Origin of the sequence: Bifidobacterium asteroides, assembly GCF_048001765.1 — a bacterium.
Lineage (GTDB): Bacteria > Actinomycetota > Actinomycetes > Actinomycetales > Bifidobacteriaceae > Bombiscardovia > Bombiscardovia asteroides_K.
The window spans coordinates 564,084-587,979 of record NZ_CP181447.1; the positions used below are offsets into that span (position 1 = coordinate 564,084).

At 59.2% G+C, this 23,896-nt stretch carries 13 protein-coding genes and 2 pseudogenes; all 15 read right to left on the reverse strand.

Going from position 1 to position 23,896, the window contains the following annotated elements; genetic code table 11:
- Positions 1-283: 283 nt before the first annotated feature.
- Positions 284-3,847: an InlB B-repeat-containing protein gene (locus ACNAOV_RS02090; RefSeq protein ID WP_416518120.1), complete on the reverse strand. Its 3,564-nt coding sequence runs from the start codon at positions 3,845-3,847 to the stop codon at positions 284-286.
- Positions 3,848-4,418: 571 nt separating this feature from the next.
- The gene (locus tag ACNAOV_RS02095; protein WP_416517769.1) at positions 4,419-6,995 is read right to left on the reverse strand and encodes an InlB B-repeat-containing protein; all 2,577 of its coding nucleotides are present in this window, start codon (positions 6,993-6,995) and stop codon (positions 4,419-4,421) included.
- 582 nt (positions 6,996-7,577) lie between these two features.
- On the reverse strand, positions 7,578-8,243 hold the full coding sequence (locus ACNAOV_RS02100) for a TetR/AcrR family transcriptional regulator (protein ID WP_198183846.1): 666 nt from the start codon (positions 8,241-8,243) through the stop codon (positions 7,578-7,580).
- Positions 8,244-8,250: 7 nt separating this feature from the next.
- A complete protein-coding gene (locus ACNAOV_RS02105) occupies positions 8,251-9,018 on the reverse strand; it encodes an ABC transporter permease (RefSeq protein WP_198183848.1) in 768 nt (255 codons plus the stop codon).
- Between the two features lie 5 nt (positions 9,019-9,023).
- The gene (locus ACNAOV_RS02110) at positions 9,024-9,944 is read right to left on the reverse strand and encodes an ABC transporter ATP-binding protein (protein ID WP_416517770.1); all 921 of its coding nucleotides are present in this window, start codon (positions 9,942-9,944) and stop codon (positions 9,024-9,026) included.
- 456 nt (positions 9,945-10,400) lie between these two features.
- Entirely contained in the window at positions 10,401-14,228 is a 3,828-nt protein-coding gene (locus tag ACNAOV_RS02115; RefSeq protein ID WP_416517771.1) for an InlB B-repeat-containing protein, read from the reverse strand.
- A 291-nt stretch (positions 14,229-14,519) separates the two neighbouring features.
- Positions 14,520-16,358 carry an InlB B-repeat-containing protein gene (locus ACNAOV_RS02120; protein WP_232342915.1) on the reverse strand — a complete coding sequence of 613 codons (1,839 nt, stop codon included), beginning with the start codon at positions 16,356-16,358 and terminating at the stop codon, positions 14,520-14,522.
- 108 nt (positions 16,359-16,466) lie between these two features.
- Positions 16,467-16,790 (reverse strand): annotated as a pseudogene (locus tag ACNAOV_RS02125) (hypothetical protein); the annotation flags it as partial.
- A 66-nt stretch (positions 16,791-16,856) separates the two neighbouring features.
- Positions 16,857-17,723, reverse strand: a complete 867-nt coding sequence (locus ACNAOV_RS02130; RefSeq protein WP_416518121.1) for an RCC1 domain-containing protein — start codon at positions 17,721-17,723, stop codon at positions 16,857-16,859.
- A gap of 21 nt (positions 17,724-17,744) precedes the next feature.
- Positions 17,745-18,188: pseudogene (locus ACNAOV_RS02135) on the reverse strand (InlB B-repeat-containing protein); the annotation flags it as partial.
- Complete coding sequence (locus ACNAOV_RS02140; protein WP_198183892.1) at positions 18,115-18,327, reverse strand: hypothetical protein; 213 nt, start codon at positions 18,325-18,327, stop codon at positions 18,115-18,117. The gene ACNAOV_RS02140 and the pseudogene ACNAOV_RS02135, both read right to left, overlap by 74 nt.
- Before the next feature lie 1,138 nt (positions 18,328-19,465).
- Positions 19,466-20,539 carry a hypothetical protein gene (locus ACNAOV_RS02145; protein WP_416517772.1) on the reverse strand — a complete coding sequence of 358 codons (1,074 nt, stop codon included), beginning with the start codon at positions 20,537-20,539 and terminating at the stop codon, positions 19,466-19,468.
- A gap of 370 nt (positions 20,540-20,909) precedes the next feature.
- On the reverse strand, positions 20,910-21,233 hold the full coding sequence (locus tag ACNAOV_RS02150) for a hypothetical protein (RefSeq protein WP_416517773.1): 324 nt from the start codon (positions 21,231-21,233) through the stop codon (positions 20,910-20,912).
- Positions 21,230-21,967: a hypothetical protein gene (locus ACNAOV_RS02155; protein WP_416517774.1), complete on the reverse strand. Its 738-nt coding sequence runs from the start codon at positions 21,965-21,967 to the stop codon at positions 21,230-21,232. The genes ACNAOV_RS02150 and ACNAOV_RS02155 overlap by 4 nt, the downstream gene beginning before the upstream one ends.
- A gap of 399 nt (positions 21,968-22,366) precedes the next feature.
- Complete coding sequence (locus tag ACNAOV_RS02160) at positions 22,367-23,260, reverse strand: hypothetical protein (RefSeq protein WP_416517775.1); 894 nt, start codon at positions 23,258-23,260, stop codon at positions 22,367-22,369.
- Between the last annotated feature and the right edge of the window lie 636 nt (positions 23,261-23,896).

Genomic DNA, 23,896 nt, shown 5'->3' on the forward strand with positions numbered 1-23,896 from the left:
CTCCAATAACAACCCCAAGAAAAAATGAGCTGCCTGCCGAGAACATCCCCGGCTTATAAATCACCATGTTACCACGCTTTACACACATTGACTGCCGGATTGGAATTTGGCAGGATTGCGGGCAACTAGTTGTTCCCTTCTGGGTGTCTAAATTGCGTTGTTTTACTTTAGTGCTGGAGTTGAAGAGGGGGTGGGTGGCTCCGCTGTGTTGGGGACTGCGGGGCCACCCTGTTTAACCGGGCCATCTTGGGGTATGGTCCGGCCGCTTACTCGTGTGAAGTCTCTAGCTTTGCAGGTTGCGAGATTCGCGCCGGTGGTGTCCCGCTGCTGCGGAGCCGGCAGCGGCGAGCATTCCAGCTGCCAGCAAGATCAAGGTCCCGCTGCTGCCTGCATGGGGCAACATGCCTTCGTATGTGTAGGCCAGGTGCGCTTGGGGCTGTGCGATCCCTCCCAGTGTCCAGTCCACGATCACATCAGCCTGTCCCGGATTGTGGGCAGGGGTGGTCAGTGAAACAGACTGATTAGGGTTCTGCAGCAGGGAGTCGACTGCAGTTTTGTCGAATCTGACGCCGGTGATCAGCAGTGTCGGGTTGAATGACACCAGAGTTGGCTTGCTGCTTTGTGTTGTGCTTCCGTTGCCTAGCTGGCTGTATTGGTTGTTGCCCCAGGCGTAGGCGTTGCCATCCTGACCGATGGACAAGGAATGGCTCCATCCTGCGCTGATTCGTACGGATGCGAACCCGTTGCTGGTGCTGCCCTGGCCTGTGGGGGACGAGACTGGCCTGGGCAAGCTCCCGTTGCTGGTGCTCCCATTGCCCAGCTGACCGTTGGCATTGTTACCCCATCCCCACGCTTTGCTGTCCTGGCTGATGGCCAAGGAATTCCATGTGCTTGCACTGACCTGTTGGGCCTTCAGATTGGGTACCTGCTTGGGCAATGTCTGATAGCCGGTGCTGAAGCCGAGCTGTCCGTTGTTGTCCATTCCCCATGCCCATACCGTGCCGTCCTTACCAATGGCCAGGGCGTGCCATGCGCCTGCGCTGATCCGGGTGGCTTGCAGTCCTTTGCTGGTGTCCGTGGGATCAAGCACCAGCGTGGGGGTGGAGGAGTAAATGGTCCAAGTGCTGTTGGTCGAGGAGCCGTTGCCGAATTGCCCCCAATTATTATATCCCCAGGTGTATATGTTGCCACCCGCGTCCAATGCCATGATGAAGCTCCAGTTGGCGCTGACCTGAACTGCATGCAGACCCTGGTCGGTGCCGCCCGGGTCGGCCACTATGGTGGGCTTCGGTTTGGCATCGGAATTAGCAGTGTTGATGCTATCGCCGAGGGTTGTGGTTTCGCTTCCCCAGTTGTAGACCTTGCCCGTAGTATCGATGGCGACCGAGTCGCAGGCTCCAGCGCTGACTTGGATGGCATGGAACGGCTGACCCGTACTGGGGTTGATGACGACTTCCGGCTTGACATGGCTGCTCGTGTCCGTACTGCCTTTACCTAGCTGGCCGAAATCATTGCGCCCCCAGCTGTAAAGAATGCCGTCGGAGCCTATAGCCAGAGTGTGTGCTCCCCCTGCCGAGATTTGTGTGTAGGTGAAGTCTTCTTTTGCGCCCTCCGGTTTGAGGACCTCGGTTGGTTTATCCCGTTGTTTGTTGTCGCCGGTTCCCAGTTGCCCGTAGTTGTTGTTACCCCAGGCGTAGGCTTTTCCGTCGCTGGCCACACCCACTGAGAAGCCACGCATCTCCCTATTTTTAGAGCCACCGGCGCTGATCTGGTTGAAGCGGATGCCCCGGCTGGTTGTGGGCGGGATGATGATCACCTGTTGGCCGCCCAAAGAGCTCCCCTTGATCGGACTGATTGACCATGAGCCGTTGTCGACGGGGCTCCAGTGGGCGATCAGCGTGATGTCTCCAGTGACCGGCTGGCTGAAGTCATAGGCAATTTTAGAATCGCCATTGGCGTCCTTGATGAACCAGCCGTCAAAGCGACGGTCATTCCAAATCGGATCGGTCGGTCGTTTAACCTGGCCGCCGTCGTTGACGGTTTCAATATTTGCTACACTGCCATTGGCCGGGTCGAAGGTTATGGTACGCGGTGTTCCTATGTAGGTGTAACCCAAATATACTGTCTGGTCTGGCTGCGGGGTATTTAGCCTCCATGTCACGGTGATCGGAACCCAGCCTTCCGCATGCTGCGGCGTAGCGAAGGTCCAAGTGCCGTCGATATTGGATGTCGCTTCCGTAATGGCCGTTTCATCGAAGGTGACGCTGGTGAGCATAGGTGATACGGGGAATGTCATTGGACCAGGTGAATAGGCATCGTAACCGACTGTGCCCCTGCCGATCTGGCCACCATTGTTGAGTCCCCAGGTGTAGAGGTTTCCGTCCGAGCCGATGGTCAGACAATGGAAGTTTCCTACAACGGCCTGAGAGGCGGTGATGTTCGTTGGCATAGCGACTTTGCCTGGTTGCATGACTGAGCCGGAAGCGGTACGTCCCAGCTCGCCGGCATCGTTGAACCCCCAGGTGTAGAGGTTGCCGTCCGTGTCCATGGCCATACTGAACCAGTATCCGCCATAGGCTTTCACGATTTGTGTGCCTTCGGGTATACCAACAAGACCCGGCTTGTTTCTAGGTATGCTGCCGGTGCTGGTGGTGTCCCGTCCCAGCTGCTTGCAGTCGTTGTTTCCCCAGCTGTACATCTCGCCTTTCTGGTCAATGGCCATGGAGTGGAAGACGCCTGCAACGGCCTGAGTGAAAGTGACGCCTGCAGGCGTTTCGACTTGACCTGGCTGGCTGGTTGAAGAACTTCCGATGTCCCGTCCCAGCTGGCCATAATCGTTGTTTCCCCAGCTGTACAGCTTGCCGTCCGAACCCATGGCCAGAGTATGGTTCATTCCTGCGCTGGCCTGTGTCCAAGTGAAGCCAGGCTTGGCATCTGCTGGTTTCCCGGCAAGTCCCACGGGAACATTGTTGTCGGCATCGGTTGGACGTCCTAGTTCGCCATATTCGTTGTCTCCCCAGTTGTACAGGTTGCCGTCGGAGCCGAAAGCCATGGAGAATCCGGTTCCTGCGATGGCTTGGGTAAATTTGATTCCCGATGGCGCTTTTACTTGGCCTGGCTGATCGGTTGAGGCTCCTCCGGTGTCGCGTCCCAGCTGGCCATACTGATTGTTCCCCCAGCTGTACAGGTTGCCGTCTTTATCGATGGCCAAGCAGTTGGCGCCCGCCGCACTAACTGAAACGAAAGTGGCATGAGCGTTGCCGGGTATAGTCACCATGCCTGGCCGGTTATCGACCAATCTGGTGAGTTTCCGTCCCAGCTGGCCATCGCTGTTATAACCCCATGTGTACAGTTTGCCGTCGGAGCCGAGAGCCAGAGAGTGGTTCTTTCCTGCGCTGACTTGGCTGAATCGTATGCCTCTTGTGGCAGGTGGTGTAAGCGTGACCTTGGTGTTGCCGGCAATGGAGCCCTTGTCTGGGTCTATGCTCCAGTCTCCTGATCCCTCTGTCCAGTGAGCTTTGAGAGTCAGATTGTTGGTGACGGGCTGGCTGAAGTCGTAGGCGATGGGCGTGTCGCCGTTGAACCAGCCGTCAAAAAGGCAGCCGTCCTTGGTGGGATCGTCGGGCCGTTTTGCCTGTTTACCATCTGTGACGCTTTGCTTTATATCAGCGCCCTGCAGGTTTGTGAAGGTGACGGTGTATTGGGTGGATGAGCGAGCCAGCTTCTGACTGTCAGGACTTTTATCCTTGTCGGCTTCGTCAGGTTCTACGTACGTGGGGTCCGGGGGAGAGGGTGTGGATAAGGGAGATGCTGGTGTTGCCAGAGATGTTACCTTGCTGGAGGAAATGCCGGAATTTTGCTTAGCTACGCGAGGGGTCTGACGACCCCCCCCCCCCCGGTGCCTTCTGCTATGGCAGGCGCGCTTGCGCCGGCCACAGCAGGTTCGCTGGCGGTCGTGTCGGCTGCAGCGAGGCCACCAGCAATCAGACTTGCCGGCAGGATGACGGCGAGCAGAAGGCTGGCGGCCATGACTGGACGGCTGTGCGTGTTCTTATGCTGACGCATGATAAACATGATCCCCTTCCCCAGGACCTGCGGCTACATGCCCGGAACTCCCCATTCCGGATACACCACCGCGCGCCGGGCACAATCCCGGCCTCATCTGCAACAACTTTATCACCCCGGTGGACATACCTATGCAAAATTCCGTCGGTCCTAGCAAGTTCTAGATGATTGATCTTGCACAATCTGAGGAAAGTTTTTCCGTCTGGTTGTTCCGTCTGGCTTATTGATTCTTCTGGCCGAACGGATTGCAAAGAGGGGGCGGGTGGCTCCGTTGTGTTGGGGGGAGCGCGGGGCCACCCTGGTTGGCCGGGCCACCTTGGGGTATGGTCCGGCTGCTTACTCGTGTGAAGTCATTAGGCTTGCAGGCTGCGGGCCTCCCGCTGGTGGCGTCCGGCGGCCAGCAGGATCATGGTCCCGCTGCTGCCGGCGTGAGGCAGCATACCTTCGTAGGTGTAGGCCAGGTGCGTCTGGGGCTGGACGATCCCGCCCAAGGTCCAGTCCACGATGACATCAGCCTGTCCTGGATTGTGGGCGGGAGTGGTCAGGGTGACGGACCCGTCGGAGTTCTGTTGCAGGGTGTCCACGGTTGTCTGGTCGAAACTGACACCGGTGATTAGCAGGACCGGGTTGAAGGCGACCAGGGCCGGAGTGCTGCTCTGTGTCGTACCCCCGTTGCCGAGCTGGCTGTATGTGTTGTCTCCCCAGGCGTAGGCGTTGCCGTCCTGACCGATGGCCAGTGAGTGGTTTCGTCCTGCGCTGGTGCGTACTGTTGTGAATCCGCTACCCGCCTTGCCTTGGCCGGCGGGCGGCGATACGCGCATAGGGGTGGGTTGGTCGCTGGTGTTCCCGTCGCCGAGCTGGCCGTCGGTATTCCATCCCCAGGCGCAGGCTGCGCCGTTCTGGTTGACGGCCAGAGAGTGATGCACACCGGAGCTGATCCATGCGGCCTGCAATCCTTGGCTGGAGCCTGTGAGGCTTGTTACCTGCCTGGGGGAGGGTCTGCTGGTTTTCGTTCCGTCGCCCAGCTGCCCGTGGTCGTTGGCCCCCCCCCCCCAGCTGTAGACGATGCCGTCGCTGCCGACGGCCAGTACGTGGTAGCCGCCTGCTGCGACCTGCGTGTAGGTAAATCCTGCAGCAACGCCGTCGGGCAGGGGGACCTTGATCGGCGTTTTCTGCGTGGTGCTATTAGCGGTGCCCTGGCCGAGCTGGCCGTGCTGGTTGCTGCCCCAGGCGTAGGCGTTCCCGTCGCTGGCCACGCCCACGGAGAATCCGCGGAAGTCGCCGGCCTGATAGCCGCCGGCGCTGACCTGGTTGAAGCGGATGCCTCGGCTTATCTTGGGCGGCGTGATGGTCGCCTGCTGGCCGCCCAGGGAGCTGCCCTTGGCCGGATTGATCGACCACCCGCCGGTGTTGGCTGGGCTCCAGTGGGCGACCAACGTGATGTCACCGGTGACCGGCTGGCTGAAGTCATAAGCCATATTGGAATTACCTTGGGCATCCTTGAGGAACCAGCCATCAAACAGACAGCCGTCTGCTTTTGGATTTGGATAAGGTCGTTTGATCTGCCCGCCCTCTATGACTGACTGGTCTGCTGGCATATCCGAAGGTGTCGGACAGGCAGCGTCAACGGACGTGAATCCTACGCTGTATTTGGGGCCGGTGTATGTGTAGGACAGGTATGCGTCCGGCTGCGGCCCGTTCATGCTCCAGGTGATGGTGACATTTACCCATCCCTTGCTGTGCGGCGGAGTGGTGACGCTCCAGGTGCCGTCTGCGTTGGCAGCCAGCCCTTTGCCCGGTGTTCCGCCGAATTTGATGCTAGTGATCGCGGCGTGGTTGGTCAGGGGAATCGTACCTGGCTGATAAGAATCCCTTTTGTTGGTATCTCGTCCCAGTTGGCCATTGGAGTTGCGTCCCCAGCTGTAGAGGTTGCCGTCCGAGCCGATTGCCACAGCATGATTGCCGCCTCCGATAACCTGGGTGTAGTTGACGTTCTTCGCTGGCGGGTCGATTTTGGTTGGTTTGGAATCTGTCGAGCCCCAATATGGCCGTGCCAGTTGTGCGTGGCTATTGTTTCCCCACGTATACAGGATCCCTTGGTCGTCCAGGGCGAAGCCATTCCAGTCTCCCGCGCTGATTTGGGTCAAGCGCGTCTTTGTAGGTACGTTGACCTTGCCTCGTGCGTTGAACCCAGAGCTGCCAGTGTAGCGTCCTAACTGGTTGTAATTGTTGTAGCCCCAGCTGTAGAGCGCCCCAGTGGAATCCAAGGCCAGACAGTGCATGCCCTTGGCAATTACTTGCGTGTAGCGGACTCCGGCAGCAGGCGGATCCACCTTTCCTGGCTTGGTGATCGGCGTGGTGTTGGCGCCACGCCCAAGCTGACCGTAACTGCTACTGCCCCAGCTGTAGAGGTTCCCATCCGAATCAAGGGCCAGGGAGTGATCGTAACCTGCGCTGACCTGGATGAAACGAAGTCCGGCTGGCGTGTCCTCCCTGCTGGGTTGCCAGTTGTAGTCGGAGCCATACATTTCTCCCCAGTGGTAGATGCTGCCGTCTGATCCCACCGCCACGGAGTACTGGTATCCTGCACTGAACTGGCTGAAGCGGATGGTCCGAGCCGGAGGCGCAGTCAGGGTGATTAGAGTGTTGCCGGCTGTGGGGCCTTGAGTGGGTGAGAGGTCCCAGACATCACCGTTTTTGGTCCAACGGGCTTCCAGAGTCATGTCGCTGGTGACGGGCTGGCTGAAGTCGTAGGCGGTCAATGTGCCGCTGATGAACCAGCCATCAAATGAATAGTCGGGTCGGGCTGGGTCGACAGGTCTCTGCGCTTGGGTGCCTTCATCGACGGTCTGATCAGGTGTGGTGGTTCCGCCCTCTGTATCAGTGAACTTGATGGTGTACTGAGCGGCTGAGCGGGTCTGGGGATTCACGGTACTCGTGCTTGGTGCGGCGGATACTGTAGGTTGAATCGGCTCTAGGGGGGATGATGTGTTTAAAGGCGATGGGGTGGCCAGCGGTGATTGGGGTGCTTCTGATGCGGCTGTTGGCGTTGCCTTGCTGGGGGAAATGCCGGGATTTTGCTTAGCTACGCGAGGGGTCTGACGACCCCCCCCCCCCCTGTGCCCTCTTCTGTGGCAGTCGCGCTGGTCTCAGTGCTGGCATTGGCGTTTGTGCCGGCAAGGAGACCTAAAGGCAGGATAAAAGTGAGCAGAATACTGACGGCCATTGCAGGTCCGATAGATGTGTGCTAACGCTGACGCATGTTAAGCGTAATCCCCTTCCCCAAAGGCTGACCCACTGGCCCCTACCGGTTAAGTACCTTTGGAGGCTTCCCTGATGTGGCGTATATCCCCATCCCTCTGTGCGAGGGCACACGCAGGAAGCCCTGCATCTTTCAACTATACTACGTGCTGATACGGTTCTCTCAGTTGGAATGTCGGGTGGGGGGAGTGGGCATTCCCAGGCCTGGTTCCTGGTGTGACGGCACTGCTGAACTGGTCGGCAGTGCCTGATCAGGCAGGCCAACCGGCGATGAGGGCGTGCAGGCCCTTACGGTAGCTGGTCTCCATAAGTGCGCCGATTCCATCACCTGTAGAATCGAAGATCGTCTTCAGATCATCGAACCCCTGGGCGTCCTCAGCCAGTCTTTTGGCCAGATCCGTATTGGTCTGGCCACCCGCGCCGCCGACAGGGGGAGAGGCCTGGGCGATGGTGCTGCCCAGGGTCAGTCCGGCCAGGCTGTTGAGCAGGTGGATGGTGTCGGAATCGACCTTGAGCCCGTGGGCGGTCAGCTGCTTCAACCAGGTGCTGACCATGTGGAAGGACTGGTCCGTATTGATGGGATGCGTGGCCATGAGCGGGAGCGCCCGAGGGTGCGAAAGCAGCGTCCGGTGAACCTGGAGCATGACCTCTTCAAGCGCTTGCCGCCATCCCATGCCCTGGGGTATCGATTCGAGGTCGGTGGCTGACTGCCAGATGAGTTCGACGATCCCATCGAGCAGGGCGGCCTTGCTGGGCACATGGCGATAGATGGCCGGCCCTGACACCCCCATCTGCTTACCTAGGGCGCGGATGTTCAGGGCCTCCAGTCCGTGCTCGTCGACGAAGTAGAGGGCGGAACGCAGAATGTAGTCGCGGTTGAGCGTCGTCTTGACGGGTGCCTTGGGTGGGTCAGCCATGCCTTCCTCACTCCTTCCGCTGTACTCCTCTCTTGAATAGTACCGTTGCCAGGAGAGCCAGGGCGAGCAGGAAGGCCAACAGGATGCGCAGATCTGGCCAGACATCCGCCATTCCGGCATGTTCGAAATTGATTTTTCCCACGGCATCCATGGCCCAGTAGACGGGACTTCCCTTGGCCAGTTTCTGTGCCCAGTCCGGGAATCCGGAGACAGGGCTGAGCGCACCGCCCATGCCAGCCAGGAGCATACCAAGAATGTTGTTGAAGGACATGGCCATGTTCTGCGAGGACGAGAAGATGTAGAGCAGCAGGCCGAAGAGGGTCAACACAATCGAAATGGCCAGGCATACCGCGGCCAGGGCCAGGACTGACCCATTGGGCCGATAGTGGTAGAGCGCCGTCCCGATCAGCATGACCAGAGCGACCTGGATCACCTGCACCATGAAGGACACGCTCAGTTTGGCCATGACCAGATCGAGGAGGGAGACCGCCGACACCCGCATCCTGTCCCAGGTGTGCCATTCGTGTTCCTGGAAGAAAAGTTGCAGGACAAGCTGCAGGGAGAACATGGAGAAAAGAATGGCGAACCCCGGAAGCGCCTGCTCGGATCCGTTCGCGCCCAGATGCCCCTGGGCCCGCAGCGAGTCCCGGTAGGAAGGAAGCATGAAGGGGATGATGATCAAGGGAATGGCCACGATGACCGCCTGCAGCCAGATGCTTCGCAGCTCGATTTTGAAATTCAGGCGGAATGCAGCTAAATACCCATTGAAATGCATGACACTCACCTGTTCTCCCATGCTCGTGACCCGGCAGGAGCACTAGAGGACGCACCCATGACAGTCATGTAGGCCGACTCGATGTCGGGTTGGACGATGGTGATCGATGCCAGACGGACACTCTTCATGACCGGATCCTGCAAGAGGCGGGCCAACTCCTGCTCCGGGCTGGACACCGGGTGATCGGGCTCCAGGAAGCCGTCTGCCATCCGCCATCCGGGAGTCTGGCCTGGGGCATGACCGACAAAGCTGATACGCAGGGATGCCCGGGCGTATTTGTGGAGCACCTCCTGCAGGGAGCCCTGGACCTTGATCCGCCCGTCGATCAGGAAGGCCAGGTTCGCGCCCATCTCCTCCAACTCCTTCAGATAGTGGGTGGTGTAGATGATGGTGGTGCCCTGCCGGCTCATGGCCCTGACCATGTCCAGTATTCTGGCGCGGGCCTCCACATCCGCTCCGACCGTCGGCTCGTCCAGGAAGAGCACCGGGGGATTGTGAACCATGGCCATGGCGGTGTGAAGGCGTCGTTTCTGCCCTCCCGATAGATTATCGGCCGCTGTTCCTGACTTGGACGCCAGTCCCATGAGCTCTATCAGCTCGTCGGCCCTTTTGCCGCCCTGCTTGGTGTTCAGTCCCTGCAGACCGGCCATGCCGCGCAGATTGTCCCGGACGCTGAGGTGGGGATAGATGCCAAGGTCTTGCGGAGCAAGTCCGATGACCCGGCCGAAGATGCGCGAAGGGGTTCGATAGGGGTTGTGCCCCTCGACAGTGATGTGGCCTGAGTCCGGCTTGCCCAGCCCGGTCAATGCCGAGATCAGTGTTGACTTGCCTGCCCCGTTCCTGCCCAGCAGACCAAGGATGCTTCCGCGTCTGACCTGAAGATCCACACCCTTGAGCACCTGCCTGCTCCCGTATGATTTGCGCACCTGGCGACAGGACAGGGCATATTCCCCTGATTCGTTTTTTGCAGGTTGCAAGGTATACCTCCTGAGGATCGTTGGTGGTTAACAATGTAAACTATAATAACACTGTTAACAACCTGGTCTCGCCGAGGTGTTCATGGGCGGCATTGTGGGCTGCGTCAGCTTTCGGATATTCTGATGTGGCGTGGCGGGGATATACGCCTTGCATTGTCTCGGAAGTACTATGATTTTCCTTAGCAGTGTTGGGAATCTGGTAATTGCTCTTCAATGAAGAAGACCCGGGGGATTGCCAAGCGTGAGCGGACAGCCTTTTCGCCCACCAGACACGATTTTGTACAGGCCACTCTGTCTATTAACGATTATGTAGCTTCAGCTGGAGAGCAAAGCATCAGGCTAAGGAAATGGGTGGCCCCGCAATCTTGGGGTTTGCGGGGCCACCCCGATGACTCGGGCTAGAGCTCAACGGCGTCGTCTGCTTGTTTCTCGCCGATGGGATGTGGCTGCTGTGGCGCCTGCGGTGGCGAGCAGTCCTGCGGCGAGCAGGACCAGGAGGCCGGTGTTGCCGGCCCTGGGCAGGATGCCCTCGTAGGTGTAGCCCAGGTGGGCGGTCGCCTGCGCGGCGTTGTCTATGGTCCAGTCGATGGCCACGTCGACGGGTCCTGCGTCATGGGGCGGGGTGGTGATGCTCCAGGTGCCGTCCATGTTCCGGTACAGGCTGGTCCCGTCGATGCCGCCGAACTTGACCCCGGTGAGAACCGCAGGCGTCGGGTCGAAGGCGACCGCCACGGGGATGGTGCTTTGGGCTGCCGTTTGGTTGTTGCCCAACTGCCCGTACTGGTTGTCTCCCCAGGCCCAGAGGTTGCCGTCCTGCCTGATGGCCAGTGAATGGAGCTGTCCGGCGCTGATTCGACCGGCCTTGAACGTTTGGGCATTGTCGGCGGGGTCCTTGATGAGCTCGGGCTTGTTCTGATCGACGGTGCTGCCGATGCCCAACTGGCCGCTGCTGCCCCATCCCCATGCCCAGAGGTTGCCGTCCCGTCCGACGGCAAGGGAGTGGTTCACGCCCGCGCTGATCTGGGCGGCTTTAAGGCTTTGGCTGGTATTGGCGGGATCCTGTACGGTTTGGGGCTTGTATTTGTCGTTGGTGGTGCCGTCGCCCAGCTGCCCGTACCCGTTGTATCCCCAGGTCCAGGTGTTCCCGTCCGTATCGATGGCCAGGGCGTTCCAACTCCCCGCGCTGATCTGGGTGGCCTGGAAGGACTGGCTGGGCAGTCGGGCCGGATTGGATGCGTAGCTGGTGCTGTCGCTGGTGCCGTTGCCGAGCTGGCCGTTCGTGTTGTATCCCCAGGTATACACGTTGCCATCGGCGTCCAGGGCCATAACGAAGCTCCGGTTGAGGCTGACCTGGACCGCATGCAAGGCCTGTCCAGGATTGTCCGGGTCAGCGGCTGGAGTCGGGTTCTTCCTGGCCGTGCTGTATGCGGGCGTCTGGCCTTTGCCGGTGCTTTCGCTGCCCCAGGTGTAGACGTGCCCTTTGTCGTCGATGGCGGCCGAGTCTGCCACGCCGGCGCTGACCTGGACGGCTTTGAATGGCTGTCCGCTGGTGTCCTTGACGGGCTGGGGCTTGTACCGGTCCGTGGCGGTGCCGTCGCCCAGCTGCCCGTGGTCGTTGCGTCCCCAGCTATATACGATTCCATCGGATCCGATGGCCAGGACGTGCGAGTCGCCGGCTGCAACCTGCGTGTAGGTAAAGCCGGAATCCGCGCCGTCGGGCAGGGGGATTCTGACAGGGGTCTTCTGCATGCTGGCATCGGCCGGTTTCTGAGCGAGTTGTCCGTATTGGTTGTTTCCCCATGCGTAGGCGTTTCCGTCGCTGGCGACGCCGATGGAGAAGGAGCCTCCGGCGCTGGCCTGGCTGAAGCGGATGCCCCGGTTGATCGCGGGCGGGGTGATGGTCACGTGCTGGCCGCCGAGCACGTTGCCCTTGTCGGGGTTCAGGGCCCAGCGGGTGTCCATTCTGGTCCAGTGGGCGACCAGGGTGATGTTGCCGGTGACGGGCTGGCTGAAGTCGTAGGCGATCTTGGAGTCGTTGCCGGCGTCCTTGGTGAACCATCCGTCGAACAGGCAGCCGTCCGCTTTCGGATCGGGGGAGGGGCGTTTGGCCTGTCTGCCTTCGGTGACCGTCTGGCTTTTGGGCATGCCCGAGGGTGTCGGGCAGGAGCTATCCGCACTAGTGAAAACGACGGTGTAGGAGTCTAGGTACCTGTAGGCCAGGTGGGTGTCCGGCTGCTGGCCGTTCAAAGCCCATGAGACGGCTGTGTCCACTTTTCCCCGCGCATGCGCAGGCGTGGTGACGCTCCATGTGCCGTCCGCGTTCTTGGTTATGTCCGTGCCTGCCGTCCCACCGAAGCTGACGGCGGTGACTGTGGTAGTGCCTGGCAGGTTCACTCGCCCGGGGATATGCCGATCGTTGGTGGTGTTGTCGCCCAGCTGGCCGTTGACGTTGCTGCCCCAGGAGTACAGGTTTCCATCCGAAGCCAGGCCGAAGGAGTTGTTGTCCCAACCGGCGCTTACCTGAACCCAGGTCAGTCCGGAAGGCGCATCCGTCGGCGCAGCAACCCGGACAGGAGTACTGCGCAGGGTAGTGGTGTTGTCACCAAGCTGGCCATTGTTATTAGAACCCCAGGAGTAGAGGTTCCCGTCTGAGCCAATGGCCAGTGATGCAACAGATAGGAGGCTTACTTGTTTCCAAGAGAAATTAGGTAGCACTCCATTCGGTTTATGCGCTTGAGTTGGGCCGTACACATCAACGGTGGACCCATTGCCAATATTGCCACTTCCGCCGTAACCCCATGCGTATGCGTTGCCGTCGGATCCGATAGCCTGCGAGTAGTAGTCACCCATTTGGAACTGTCCCCAGGTGAAATTGGAGGGAACCCCTTGCGGTGTGGCAACTCGAACAGCGGTGAGTATCTCTTCAGACGTTGATCCTGTACCCACTTCACCACGGCCATTTGTGCCCCAGCTGTAGAGCAAGTTATCCGACCCCAGCGCTAGGGAGTGCCAGCCCCATCCGTTCATTTGCTTCCAAGTGAATCCGGAAGGCACTCCTTCTGGCAATGTCACTTTGACGGGGGTATGCTTTTCGGTCATGGTGCCGTCTCCCAGTTGGCCATGATCGTTGCTGCCCCAGCTGTAGAGATTGCCGTCAGATCCTATGCCAAGAGCATGCAGGCTGCCCGATGCTTCCTGCTTCCATGTGAAGCCAGCTGGAGCATTTTGCGGCATATTAACAGGTTCGGGGGTTCTATGTGGGATTGTAGAGTTGTTCCCCAGCTGGCCGTAGGTGTTGTCGCCCCAGCTGTAGATCTTGCCGTCCGACCCCAGGCCCAAGGAGAACTTGTATCCGGCTGAGGCCTGGACCCAGGTGAAATCCTGGGATACGCCCTGGGGTTTCTTCACCCGGACCGGCTCGTGACGTTCAGTGATGGTCCCGTCGCCGAGCTGGCCCTGCTCATTGCTTCCCCAGGCGTAGAGGTTGCCGTCCGAGGCGACTGCAAGAACGTGCCCCCTCCCAGCGCTGACCTGGCTGAAGCGTATTCCTGGTGATCCGGGCGGGATCAGGGTGACTTTCGTGCCGCCGGCGACCGGCCCCTGCACAGGGCTCATGCTCCAATCCTTGGTCCAGTGGGCGGTGAGCTTCAGATCGTTGGTGACGGGCTGGTTGAAATCATAGGCGACGGGTGTCGAGCCGATGAACCAGCCGTCGAACAGGTAGCCGTCTCGGGTTGGATCCGTTGGACGTTTCACACGCTCTCCGTCAGCTATGGTTTGTGTCGTGTCGGTGCCTTGGGGATTGCTGAAGGTGACGGTGTGCGATGTGGAGGCGCGCGCCTCCAGTCCGGCGCCGTCCTCCTCGTCGAGAGTGCTGGTCTTGTCCGGCGTGGGGGAAATGGATGGGGTCGGGTGTGTGGGATTCGTTGGGGAGGATGTGGCCAGGGGAGAGGGGGAAATAGGAGAAATAGGAGTTGTTGCTGTTTCTGTCGGCTCGGTGGTGATGTCAGAAGCATTGCTGGACTGTTGCTCGGCTTCACGACCCACCTCTTCCCCACTATTTGCATGTGTGGTCGGCGTGACCGCGTCGGCGACGCTGTACTCGGTTGCAGCGTTATCCGCCGTGGCATAGGTGCAGACCAGGAGGCTTGCAGGGAGGATGATGGCCAGCAGGAGGCTGACCAACAAGGCCGGTCGAGCGGATATAGGTATATCAGAGTGCTGACGAGGCATAGTGTAATCCCCTTCCCCAGGAATCGCAGTCATATTGTCAAGAATCCCCAACCTCCGGCGAATCACGTGCCGAAGACAACTTTGGTCACTGATGACACATTAGCATAAGCGCTGGTGATCTCGAACAAACAAAATGAGGGAATGGCAGTTTCGTTCATGATGAAGCTTATTTTTGGACGAACAAAAATATGGGGTGGCTTCATTGTCTTGGGGGATTGTGGGGCCACCCCGATGACTCGGGCTGGTTTAGGCTAAGTCCCGGCCGCTTACTCGGGAAAAGTTTTACCTTGTTTACTGCCTGCGATTCTCACGTTGGTGGGAGGCTGCCGCTGTGGCGCCTGCGGTGGCGAGCAGTCCTGCGGCGAGCAGGACCAGGAGGCCGGTGCTGCCGGCCCTGGGCAGGATGCCCTCGTAGGTGTAGCCCAGGTGGGCGGTCGCCTGCGCGGCTTGGTCGATGGTCCAGTCGACGGCCACGTCGACGGGTCCTGCGTCATGGGGCGGGTTGGTGATGCTCCAGGTGCCGTCCGTGTTCCGGTACAGGCTGGTCCCGTCGATGCCGCCGAACTTGACCCCGGTGAGAACCGCAGGCGTCGGGTCGAAGGCGACCGCCACGGGGATGGTGCTTTTGGCTGCCGTTTGGTTGTTGCCCAACTGCCCGTACTGGTTGTCTCCCCAGGTCCAGAGGTTGCCATCCGATTCTACTGCCAAGGAATGAGAGTCTCCTGCACCGATAATGTTTGCCGGGAACTTTTGGCTGGCATCGCCAGGCTTGGAGGGGTTCCGGACCGGGGTAGGTGCTGAGGCGTTGCTCGTGCTATTGATTCCTAACTGGCCATAACCGTTTCGTCCCCATGCCCATGTGCGACCATCGTTATCAATGGCTATGGCGTGAAACACTCCTGCGCTAATACTTTTTGCTTTGAATCCTTGATCGCCTCCCGCCGGATTCTGCACGCGTACTGGTGTTGCTTGAGGACTGGTGCCGCTGGTGGTTCCGTTGCCGAGCTGGCCATACTGGTTGTATCCCCAGGCCCAGGTGTTGCTATCTGTATCGACGGCCAAGGCATGCCAGCCTCCAGCGCTGATCTGGGTCGCCTCGAAAGATTGGTTAGGCAAGGGAGTGGGATTCGGCGCATAATCAGCGCTGTTGCCGGATCGACTGAAGCTGTCGTAACCCCAGGTATAGATTGTTCCGTCATTATCGAGAGCCATGACAAAGGCCCATTTGACGCTGACTTGAGTTGCGATCAATGTTTGCTCGGAGCCGTTGATGCTGGCAGCCTGTGTTGGTACCAGTTTGGCTGGACTGTATGTGTTTTGGTCGTTGCTTTCGCTGCCCCAGGTGTAGACGTGCCCTTTGTCGTCGATGGCGGCCGAGTCTGCCACGCCGGCGCTGACCTGGACGGCTTTGAATGGCTGTCCGCTGGTGTCCTTGACGGGCTGGGGCTTGTACCGGTCCGTGGCGGTGCCGTCGCCCAGCTGCCCGTGGTCGTTGCGTCCCCAGCTATATACGATTCCATCGGATCCGATGGCCAGGACGTGCGAGTCGCCGGCTGCAACCTGCGTGTAGGTAAAGCCGGAATCCGCGCCGTCGGGCAGGGGGATTCTGACAGGGGTCTTCTGCATGCTGGCATCGGCCGGTTTCTGAGCGAGTTGTCCGTATTGGTTGTTTCCCCATGCGTAGGCGTTTCCGTCGCTGGCGACGCCGATGGAGAAGGAGCCTCCGGCGCTGGCCTGGCTGAAGCGGATGCCCCGGTTGATCGCGGGCGGGGTGATGGTCACGTGCTGGCCGCCGAGCACGTTGCCCTTGTCGGGGTTCAGGGCCCAGCGGGTGTCCATTCTGGTCCAGTGGGCGACCAGGGTGATGTTGCCGGTGACGGGCTGGCTGAAGTCGTAGGCGATCTTGGAGTCGTTGCCGGCGTCCTTGGTGAACCATCCGTCGAACAGGCAGCCGTCCGCTTTCGGATCGGGGGAGGGGCGTTTGGCCTGTCTGCCTTCGGTGACCGTCTGGCTTTTGGGCATGCCCGAGGGTGTCGGGCAGGAGCTATCCGCACTAGTGAAAACGACGGTAAGATTGGCGCCGATGTATGTATAGGCCAGGTACACGTCAGGTTGCTGCCCGTTCATCATCCAAGAGACAGTCACATTGACCCAGCCCGCTTTGTGCTGAGGGGTTATGACCTGCCAGGTGCCATCATTATTGCGGCTTAGACCGGTGCCGAGTCTCCTGCCAAAATGGACGGATGTAGTTGTGACTACATCAGACAGGCTCACTCGTCCAGGAGTGTGTCGCTCGTTGGTGGTGCCATCGCCCAGCTGGCCGTTGGAATTGTTTCCCCAAGAGTACAGGTTTCCATCCGAGGCCAGACCGAAGGAGGTGTTGTCCCAACCGGCGCTTACCTGTAGCCAGGTCAGTCCGGAGGGTGTGTTGGGCGGCGAGGCAACCCGGACAGGAGTGTTTCGCTGGGTGGTGGTGTTATCTCCAACTTGTCCTTGTCCGTTAGAGCCCCAGGAGTACAAGTTGTTGTCAGATCCTATGGCTAAGGCAGTGCTGCCTACGAGGCTGACTTGCTTCCAAAAGAACCCTGGGAGCGCTCCATTGGGTTTGTTCGTTACCGTTGGACTGTATTAGTCTTTCACAAGCCCGTTGCCGAGAATGCCGTTGTCGCCAGTTCCCCAGCCATATATGTTGCCATCGGAGCCTATTGCCAAAGAAGACCAGTCACCCATTTTGGACTGTTTCCACGCAAACCCTGATGGTGCCCCTTGCGGTGTATTCACCCGGACAGGGGTGGGTTTGTAACCGGTGATTGCTCCGATACCCAGTTCGCCACGATTGTTCCAGCCCCAAGAATAAAGTTGGTTATCCGAACCTAGAGCTAGGGAGTGCCAGCCCCAGCAGCTTGCTTGTTTCCAGGTAAATCCACTTGGTGCATTCAAAGGGGTGACTACTGGGGTGGGAGTATGTCTGTCATTGGTGGTTCCGTCACCTAGAAATCCGTACAGGTTGTTGCCCCAACTGTATAGTTTGCCATCGGATCCTATGCCCAGAGAGTGTAGACTGCCTGCCGCTTCCTGCTGCCAGGTGAATCCGGTGGGGACATTTTCAGGCATGACTACTTGTGCGGGAGTGTAATGGTCATTCGTTGTGCCGTCGCCCAGCTGACCGTAAGTGTTGCTGCCCCAGCTGTATATCTTGCCATCAGATCCTAGGCCCATAGAAAACATGTGTCCTGCAGAGGCATGGATCCAGGCAAAATTTTGGGGTGTGCCTTGGGGCTTTTCTACTCTTACTGGTTCGTGACGGTCGGTTTTGGTGCCGTCTCCTAGCTGGCCATGATCATTGCTTCCCCAGGCATAAAGGTTGCCGTCCGATGCGACCGCGACGGTGTGACCTTTTCCAGCACTTACTTGGCTGAAGCGTATTCCTCGGGGTCCGGGTGGAGTGAGGCTGACTTTCGTATTGCCGGCAGAGGGGCCTTGCACTGGGCTCATGCTCCAACCTTTAGTCCAACGCGCGGTGAGATTCAGATCATTGGTGACTGGTTTGCTGAAATCGTAGGCTACGGACGTATTGTCGATAAACCAGCCATCGAACAGGTAGCCTTCACTAGTCGGATTCTCTGGTCGTTTTACGCGGTTCCCATCAGGTATCGTTTTTGTCGTGGTGGTGCCTCTGGGATTGCTGAAGGTGACGGTGTGCGGTGTGGAGGCGCGTGCTTGGACCTGATCGCTGGCAACCCCAGTGGTCGTGTTGGACGTGTCCGGCGTGGGAGAGAGGGAGGGGGTCGGCTGTGCGGGATTCGTTGGGGAGGATGTAGCCAGGGGAGAGGAGGGAATAGGAGAAATAGGAGTTGTTACTGTTTCTGTCGGCTCGGTGGTGATGTCAGGAGTATTGACGGACTGTTGCTCGGCTACGTGAGGAGTCTGACGACCCCCCCCCCCCCCCGCTATTTCCATGTGTGGTCGGCGTGACCGCGTCGGCCACGCTGGACTCGGTTGCAGCGTTGTCTGCCGTGGCATAGGTGCAGACCAGAAGGCTTGCAGGGAGGATAATGGCCAGCAGGAGGCTGGCCAACAAGGCCGGTCGAACCGTCATATTCGAGTGCTGACGAGGCATACGCAAATCCCCTTCCCCAGGAATCGCAGCCACATTGTCACAGATATATCCCCAATATCCGACGAGTCACGCGCCGAAGACAACTTTGGCCACTAATGAAACAGTAGCATAAACTCTGATGGTCTAGAACAAACAAAATTGAGAAACTACTATTTACTTTCTGACGATTAAATAGGGTCCGTCGGTTTTCATTCGTGGCCGACCTTTCGTTCCCTGGGGGCTCATTACGGATTTGGTAAGCGAAACAGAAGGAATACCAGGAAAATAGATATGGTCATCAATGCAACGGCGAAGAGAGCAAACTCAAAACAGTGTTATGCATGCCAGGAGTTCAGCAGGGGAAACCGATAGCTATGGGACCATATAGCACTATGTAGGACGGCCACTGAGAGATTCGTGGCGGATGATATGGGTTCGCCAATGTGTTAAGTATGCGGCGTTGGCAGTAATACAGGACATGGTTGATGTATCACTCAAGTTTTCTATTCGTGTGCTAGTACATACGTTCTGATCGCAGTTGATCTTTCGCTAGATGGCCATAGTTGATTACTTGATCAAACCTGGTTTCCGCGTCAGCAATTTATCGAGGTAGTGGCAAATACCGATACAAAGTGCAGCGACTCGGTATGCTTTCGTGCCAAAGCTTACTGGGCAAATGCCGACTCTTTCTGCCGTTATACGCCAGGCAGCCTAACAGTATGGCAGCATCGCCCGAGCGACGTTCAGGGTACCGATTTGGGTGTGAGGCCTCATGAGCAGACTTTCGGTCTGGGCTATCTCGATACGTCCAGATGGGACTGCACCGAGATCTTCTTGAGACGAGACTCCAACGGCGGTAGTTCGTCTCAAGCCTGAAGGTCTGCGGCAAGATGTCATAGAGACAGGCAAAGGGGCAGCGAGATGGCACTGAATACGTCGACTCACTTGCCTTCTATTTCCATGGTCGTCCCATGTGGTCGCTGATATTTGGCCGAGTGCAGCAAAAGGGCGAGGCTGGCGTTGGGCGTCAACGAGATGGAGCACCAACAGATGGATGGGATGGTCTTGTAGTGCAGGCCGAGCGGGAAGGTGGTCTTTAGCATTAGCCACTCCAGCAAGCCACCTGGCTCCGTAAAGCCTAATTGGAACCTGTCCATCCATAACAATCGGCGATACAGTTCCCCTGGTTGTCGATGGCCGGCCCTTCATGGCCTTGCTGCAATTGGTTCCACAGATTGGGGTAATCCTGAAGATTGAATCCACCGCTGTGTTGAGTAGATGGGGCGGATCCGCCTCCTCCGCCGCCATGTTGACCGGTGGTTGGACGGGATTGTGTGTAGCCTCTCCATCCATTGCCGGAGGAGGCCTGCCGGCGTCGGGTGGCGCCCTGTTGTCGCGTCTGCTGCTGCGCCGCCTGCGCCTGGGCTACGGCCTGCTGGTCGGCCTGGCTTTTGGCCTGCATGGAGGCGTTCACCCGGTCGATGGCCGCCTGCAAAGCGGCCGTCGCATCCTGGCAGGCCTTCGCCGTATCCGCCTTTGACTGGCCGGCCTGGTTGATGGCCTGCTGCAGACCGTCACGAACCGCAGCATCGGTCACCTTCCCGTCCGAATCGGCCAGCAGCTTCGACGCCTCCTCCTTCTTCGCGTCCAATGCCGCCTTCGCATCATCCAGGGCCTTCGCATCACGGGAGGCAAGCACGGCATCCACCGCTTTGTCCACGGCCGCATATTCACCGTCCAGCTTTTTGGCCCTGCCGGCCGCTGCGTTCAGCTTGTCGGTGGACATGGAGGGCTTGCACCGGACCGTCTGTTGCCTGATCCCTTCAGCGTCCTTCACGCTGCGCGCCATGGCCACCACGGTCTTCGCATCCTTGACCTGGTCGGCCTTTATGCCCGCCGTCTCACGGTAGCGGGCCATCCTGGCCGGACCGGTCTTCCCCTGCAGGGGCTTCACCGCCCGGCTGCAGGAGTCCAGCGCCGCACCATGCCGGCGGTTCTCAACCACGCGCCAGCCCACAAGACCAGCCACAGCAACAACCACCACCACCGCGACCACGGCGACAACCACCGGGACCAGCCACTTCGGCCGTGGCTTGCCCGGCAGGTCTCCCCCGTCCTCCGGCATGATCGCCGGAGGAGCATAAGCCTCGCCCCCGACCGGTCCGGACACGCTCCCCAGACCCGCAGCCCCCTCATCATCCTGGTCCGCCATGACCATCCTCTCTAACCATCCGCGCGGATTGCTGTTGCCCTCCTCCAGGGCAACCGCCCGCGCAGTTCTGAATTAGGCTCCCGTACTTAAGCCAGCCATCCTTATCCCAGAATCCTGTCGATGTTAGACAGGGATACGTCTTGGCTGGGAAATCTCCGACTCACGGCAGGGGCTGGATATGCGCCTGCCGGCCGAGCCGGAGCCCAGGCGCAGTAGCCGGCGCGCCCAGCATCCGATCTTTCCAGGAGTCATCATTTATGTTTCCCTTCCATTATCATGAAGGGGACGGCCAATATGGTCGCCCGCAAACAACGCCAGCGGGATAGGAGACCTTGCAAGCAACCGGTCCCGCTGGCAAATTCTCAATCAATCAGCCAAGAACACACACGCCAGCCGAATTACAACCATTACCGCCTGTAGTATTCCCTTTGGACCATTCCTCAAACGCTTGTTCCGACCAATTGTCCTGAGCTGGAGCCGGAGCTGATCCGACGCCTCTGCCGCCCCGGTTGCCGGACGGCCGAGAGGCAGGCCGGCGGGTTTGCGTGGAGCCTCTCCGCCTATTGTTGGGGGAGGCCTGACGGCGTCGGGTGGTGCCCTGCCGTTGCGCCTGCTGCTTCTGCGCCTGCTGCTGTGCAGCCTGGGCTGCGGCCTGCTGGTCGGCCTGGCTCTTGGCCTGCATGGAGGCGTTCACCCGGTCGATGGCCGCCTGCAGCGCATCCGCCGCATCCTGGTAGGCCTTCTCGCCGTATCCCCCCTGGTCTGGCCCGCCTGGTTGATGGCCTGTTGCAGGCCGTCACGGGTAGCATTGTCGGCCACCTTCCCGTCCGAATCGGCCAGCAGCCTCGACGCCTCCTCCTTCTTCCCGTCCAGGGCCGCCCTGGCATCCTCCAGGGCCTTCGCATCACGGGACGCGATCACCCCCTTGGCAGCCTTAGACAAAGCCGCATATTTGCCGTCGATTCTTCCGGCCTGGTCAGCCGTCGCATTCAACTCACCGGTGGACATGGAGGGCTTGCACCGGACCGTCGGCTGCCTGATCCCTTCGGCGTCCTTCACGCTGCGGCGCATAGCCGCCACCGTCTTCGCGTCCTTGACCTGGTCGGACTTTACGCCCGCCGCCTCACGGTACTGCGCCAACCGGTCCGAACCGGTCTTCCCCTTTAGGGTCTTCACCGCCCGGCTGCAGGAGTCCAACGCCGCACCATGCCGGCGTGATTCCACCACGCGCCAGCCCACAAGACCAGCCACGACGACCACCACCACGACCACGGCGACAACCACCGGCACCAGCCACTTCGGGCGCCGCCCGTTCGAGGGGGCTCCTCCGCCCTCGGGCGCAATCGCCGCAGGAGCAGAAACCTCACCCCCAACCGGGTCGGACACGCTCTCCAGGCCCGCAGCCCCCTCATCATCCTGGTCCGCCATGACCATCCTCTCTAACCATCCGCGCGGATTATGACTCCCCCCCCCCCCCCTTTAGGATAACCGCCTGCACAGTACTAAAGTCAACTTTTGTACATAAGCCAGCCACCCTTACCACAGAACCCTGTGCGTAGACAGGAGATAAATCTTGGCTAATGAGTCTCTAGCTCACACAGGAGCTGGATATGCACCTGCCGGTCAAGCAGGAGCCCAGGCGCAACAGTCAGCCCCCCCCCCCCCCCCCCAGCATTCAAACTTTCCGAGAGGCATTAATCGCCGGTCATGGTTCCCATACCTCACCGTAAATGCAACAACCTCATAGCCACCCACAAGCAGCCCCAGCGGGACAGAGGACCTTCCAAACAGCCGGCCCCGCAGGCAAATCCTCAATCTTCCAATCAATCAGCCAATGCCACAAGCCTGACCTTTTTGACAGACTGGTTTTCCTCCATTTGTAGGAGGATCATTATTAAGCCTGTCTCTCCAGTTTGAATGATCTTCCTGCGGTGTCGCAGGTGCTGGAGCTAAACCGCCGCCTCCGCCGCCACGTTGACTGGTGGTTGGGCGAGAGGGCGTGTAGCCTCTCCTCACTCTGCTGTGTGAGGACGATGATCCTTGTTGCGAAGATTTTGAGCGCTTGGCAGTCTGCTGCGAGGCTTGTGTCTGCGCCGCCTGAGCTGCGGCTTGCTGATCGGCCTGGCTCTTGGCCTGCACGGAGGCGTTCACCCGGTCAATGGCCGCCTGCAACGAATTTGCCGCTTCTTGATAGGCCTTCGCCTCATTCCCTTTGACCTGTCCGGCCTGATTAATAGCTGTCTGCAGATTGTCACGGGTCGCGTCGTCCGCCACCTTCCCGTCGGAATCACCCAGCAGCTTCGACGCTTCGTCCTTCTTCGCGTTCAGGGCCGTCTTAGCATCCTCCAGAGTCTTCGCATCCTTGGATTCGAGCACTGCCCTAGCCGACTTGGATACGGCCGCATATTGACCGTCCAGCTTTTTGGCCCTGCCGGCCTCGGCATTCAGATCACCGGTGGACATGGAGGCCTTGCACGCTGCAGTCGGCTGCTTGAGCCCGCCGACGGTCTTCACGCTGCGGCTCATATCCGCCACCGTCTTCGCATCCTTGACCTGGTCCCCCTTCACGCCGAATGCTTCACGGTAGCGGGCCATCCTGGCCGATCCGGTCTTCTCCTGCAGGGGCTTCACCGCCCGGCTGCAGGATTCAAGCGCCGAATCATGCCGACGGTTTTCAACCACGCGCCAGCCTACAAGACCTGCTATTGCCACCACCGTCACAATCACTATCACGATTACCGGAACCAGCCACCTGGGGTGCGGTCTGCCAGACGGGGCACCCTCATCCTCCGATACAATTCTCGGCGGAGTCGAAGACTCACCCTCAATCGTGTCTGACACACCCCGCAAATTTGTACTCCCCTCATCCCCGTGATCCACCATGACAAATCCCTTTTTCTTACTGAAGCGAGCTACTGTCTTCTTCCAGCGTAACGGCCCGCACAAATCTCAAGTGGGCTCAAGCCCAAAAGCCAGCCATTCCCACCTACAAGACCCCGTTGGCGGAAATCAAAGATGAAGCTTGGCCGATAAGTGTTCAATTCACACAAGGGTCGAAAATGTAGACCCCACCGCAGGCAAAACTATGGTTTCCCTTTTCAATCGTTCTCTTCCTGTATGCGAAGCTAGGCACATGTCATGCTCACAGCCCACACTGTCGATACAGCTCCGCATGCGATCTATTCCTCAAAGACGGCTATGGAAGTAGCCTTAAGCCCATCTATGCCGGGCCCAGATGCAGAATTCGGCCGACCTAACGTCCAATCATCCCAAAGTCATCGTTTGAGATTCCCCTACATCTGAATACGAGAAGTGACAGCCCAACGGCCTTTTACAAATAAGGCCAGCGAGATAGGA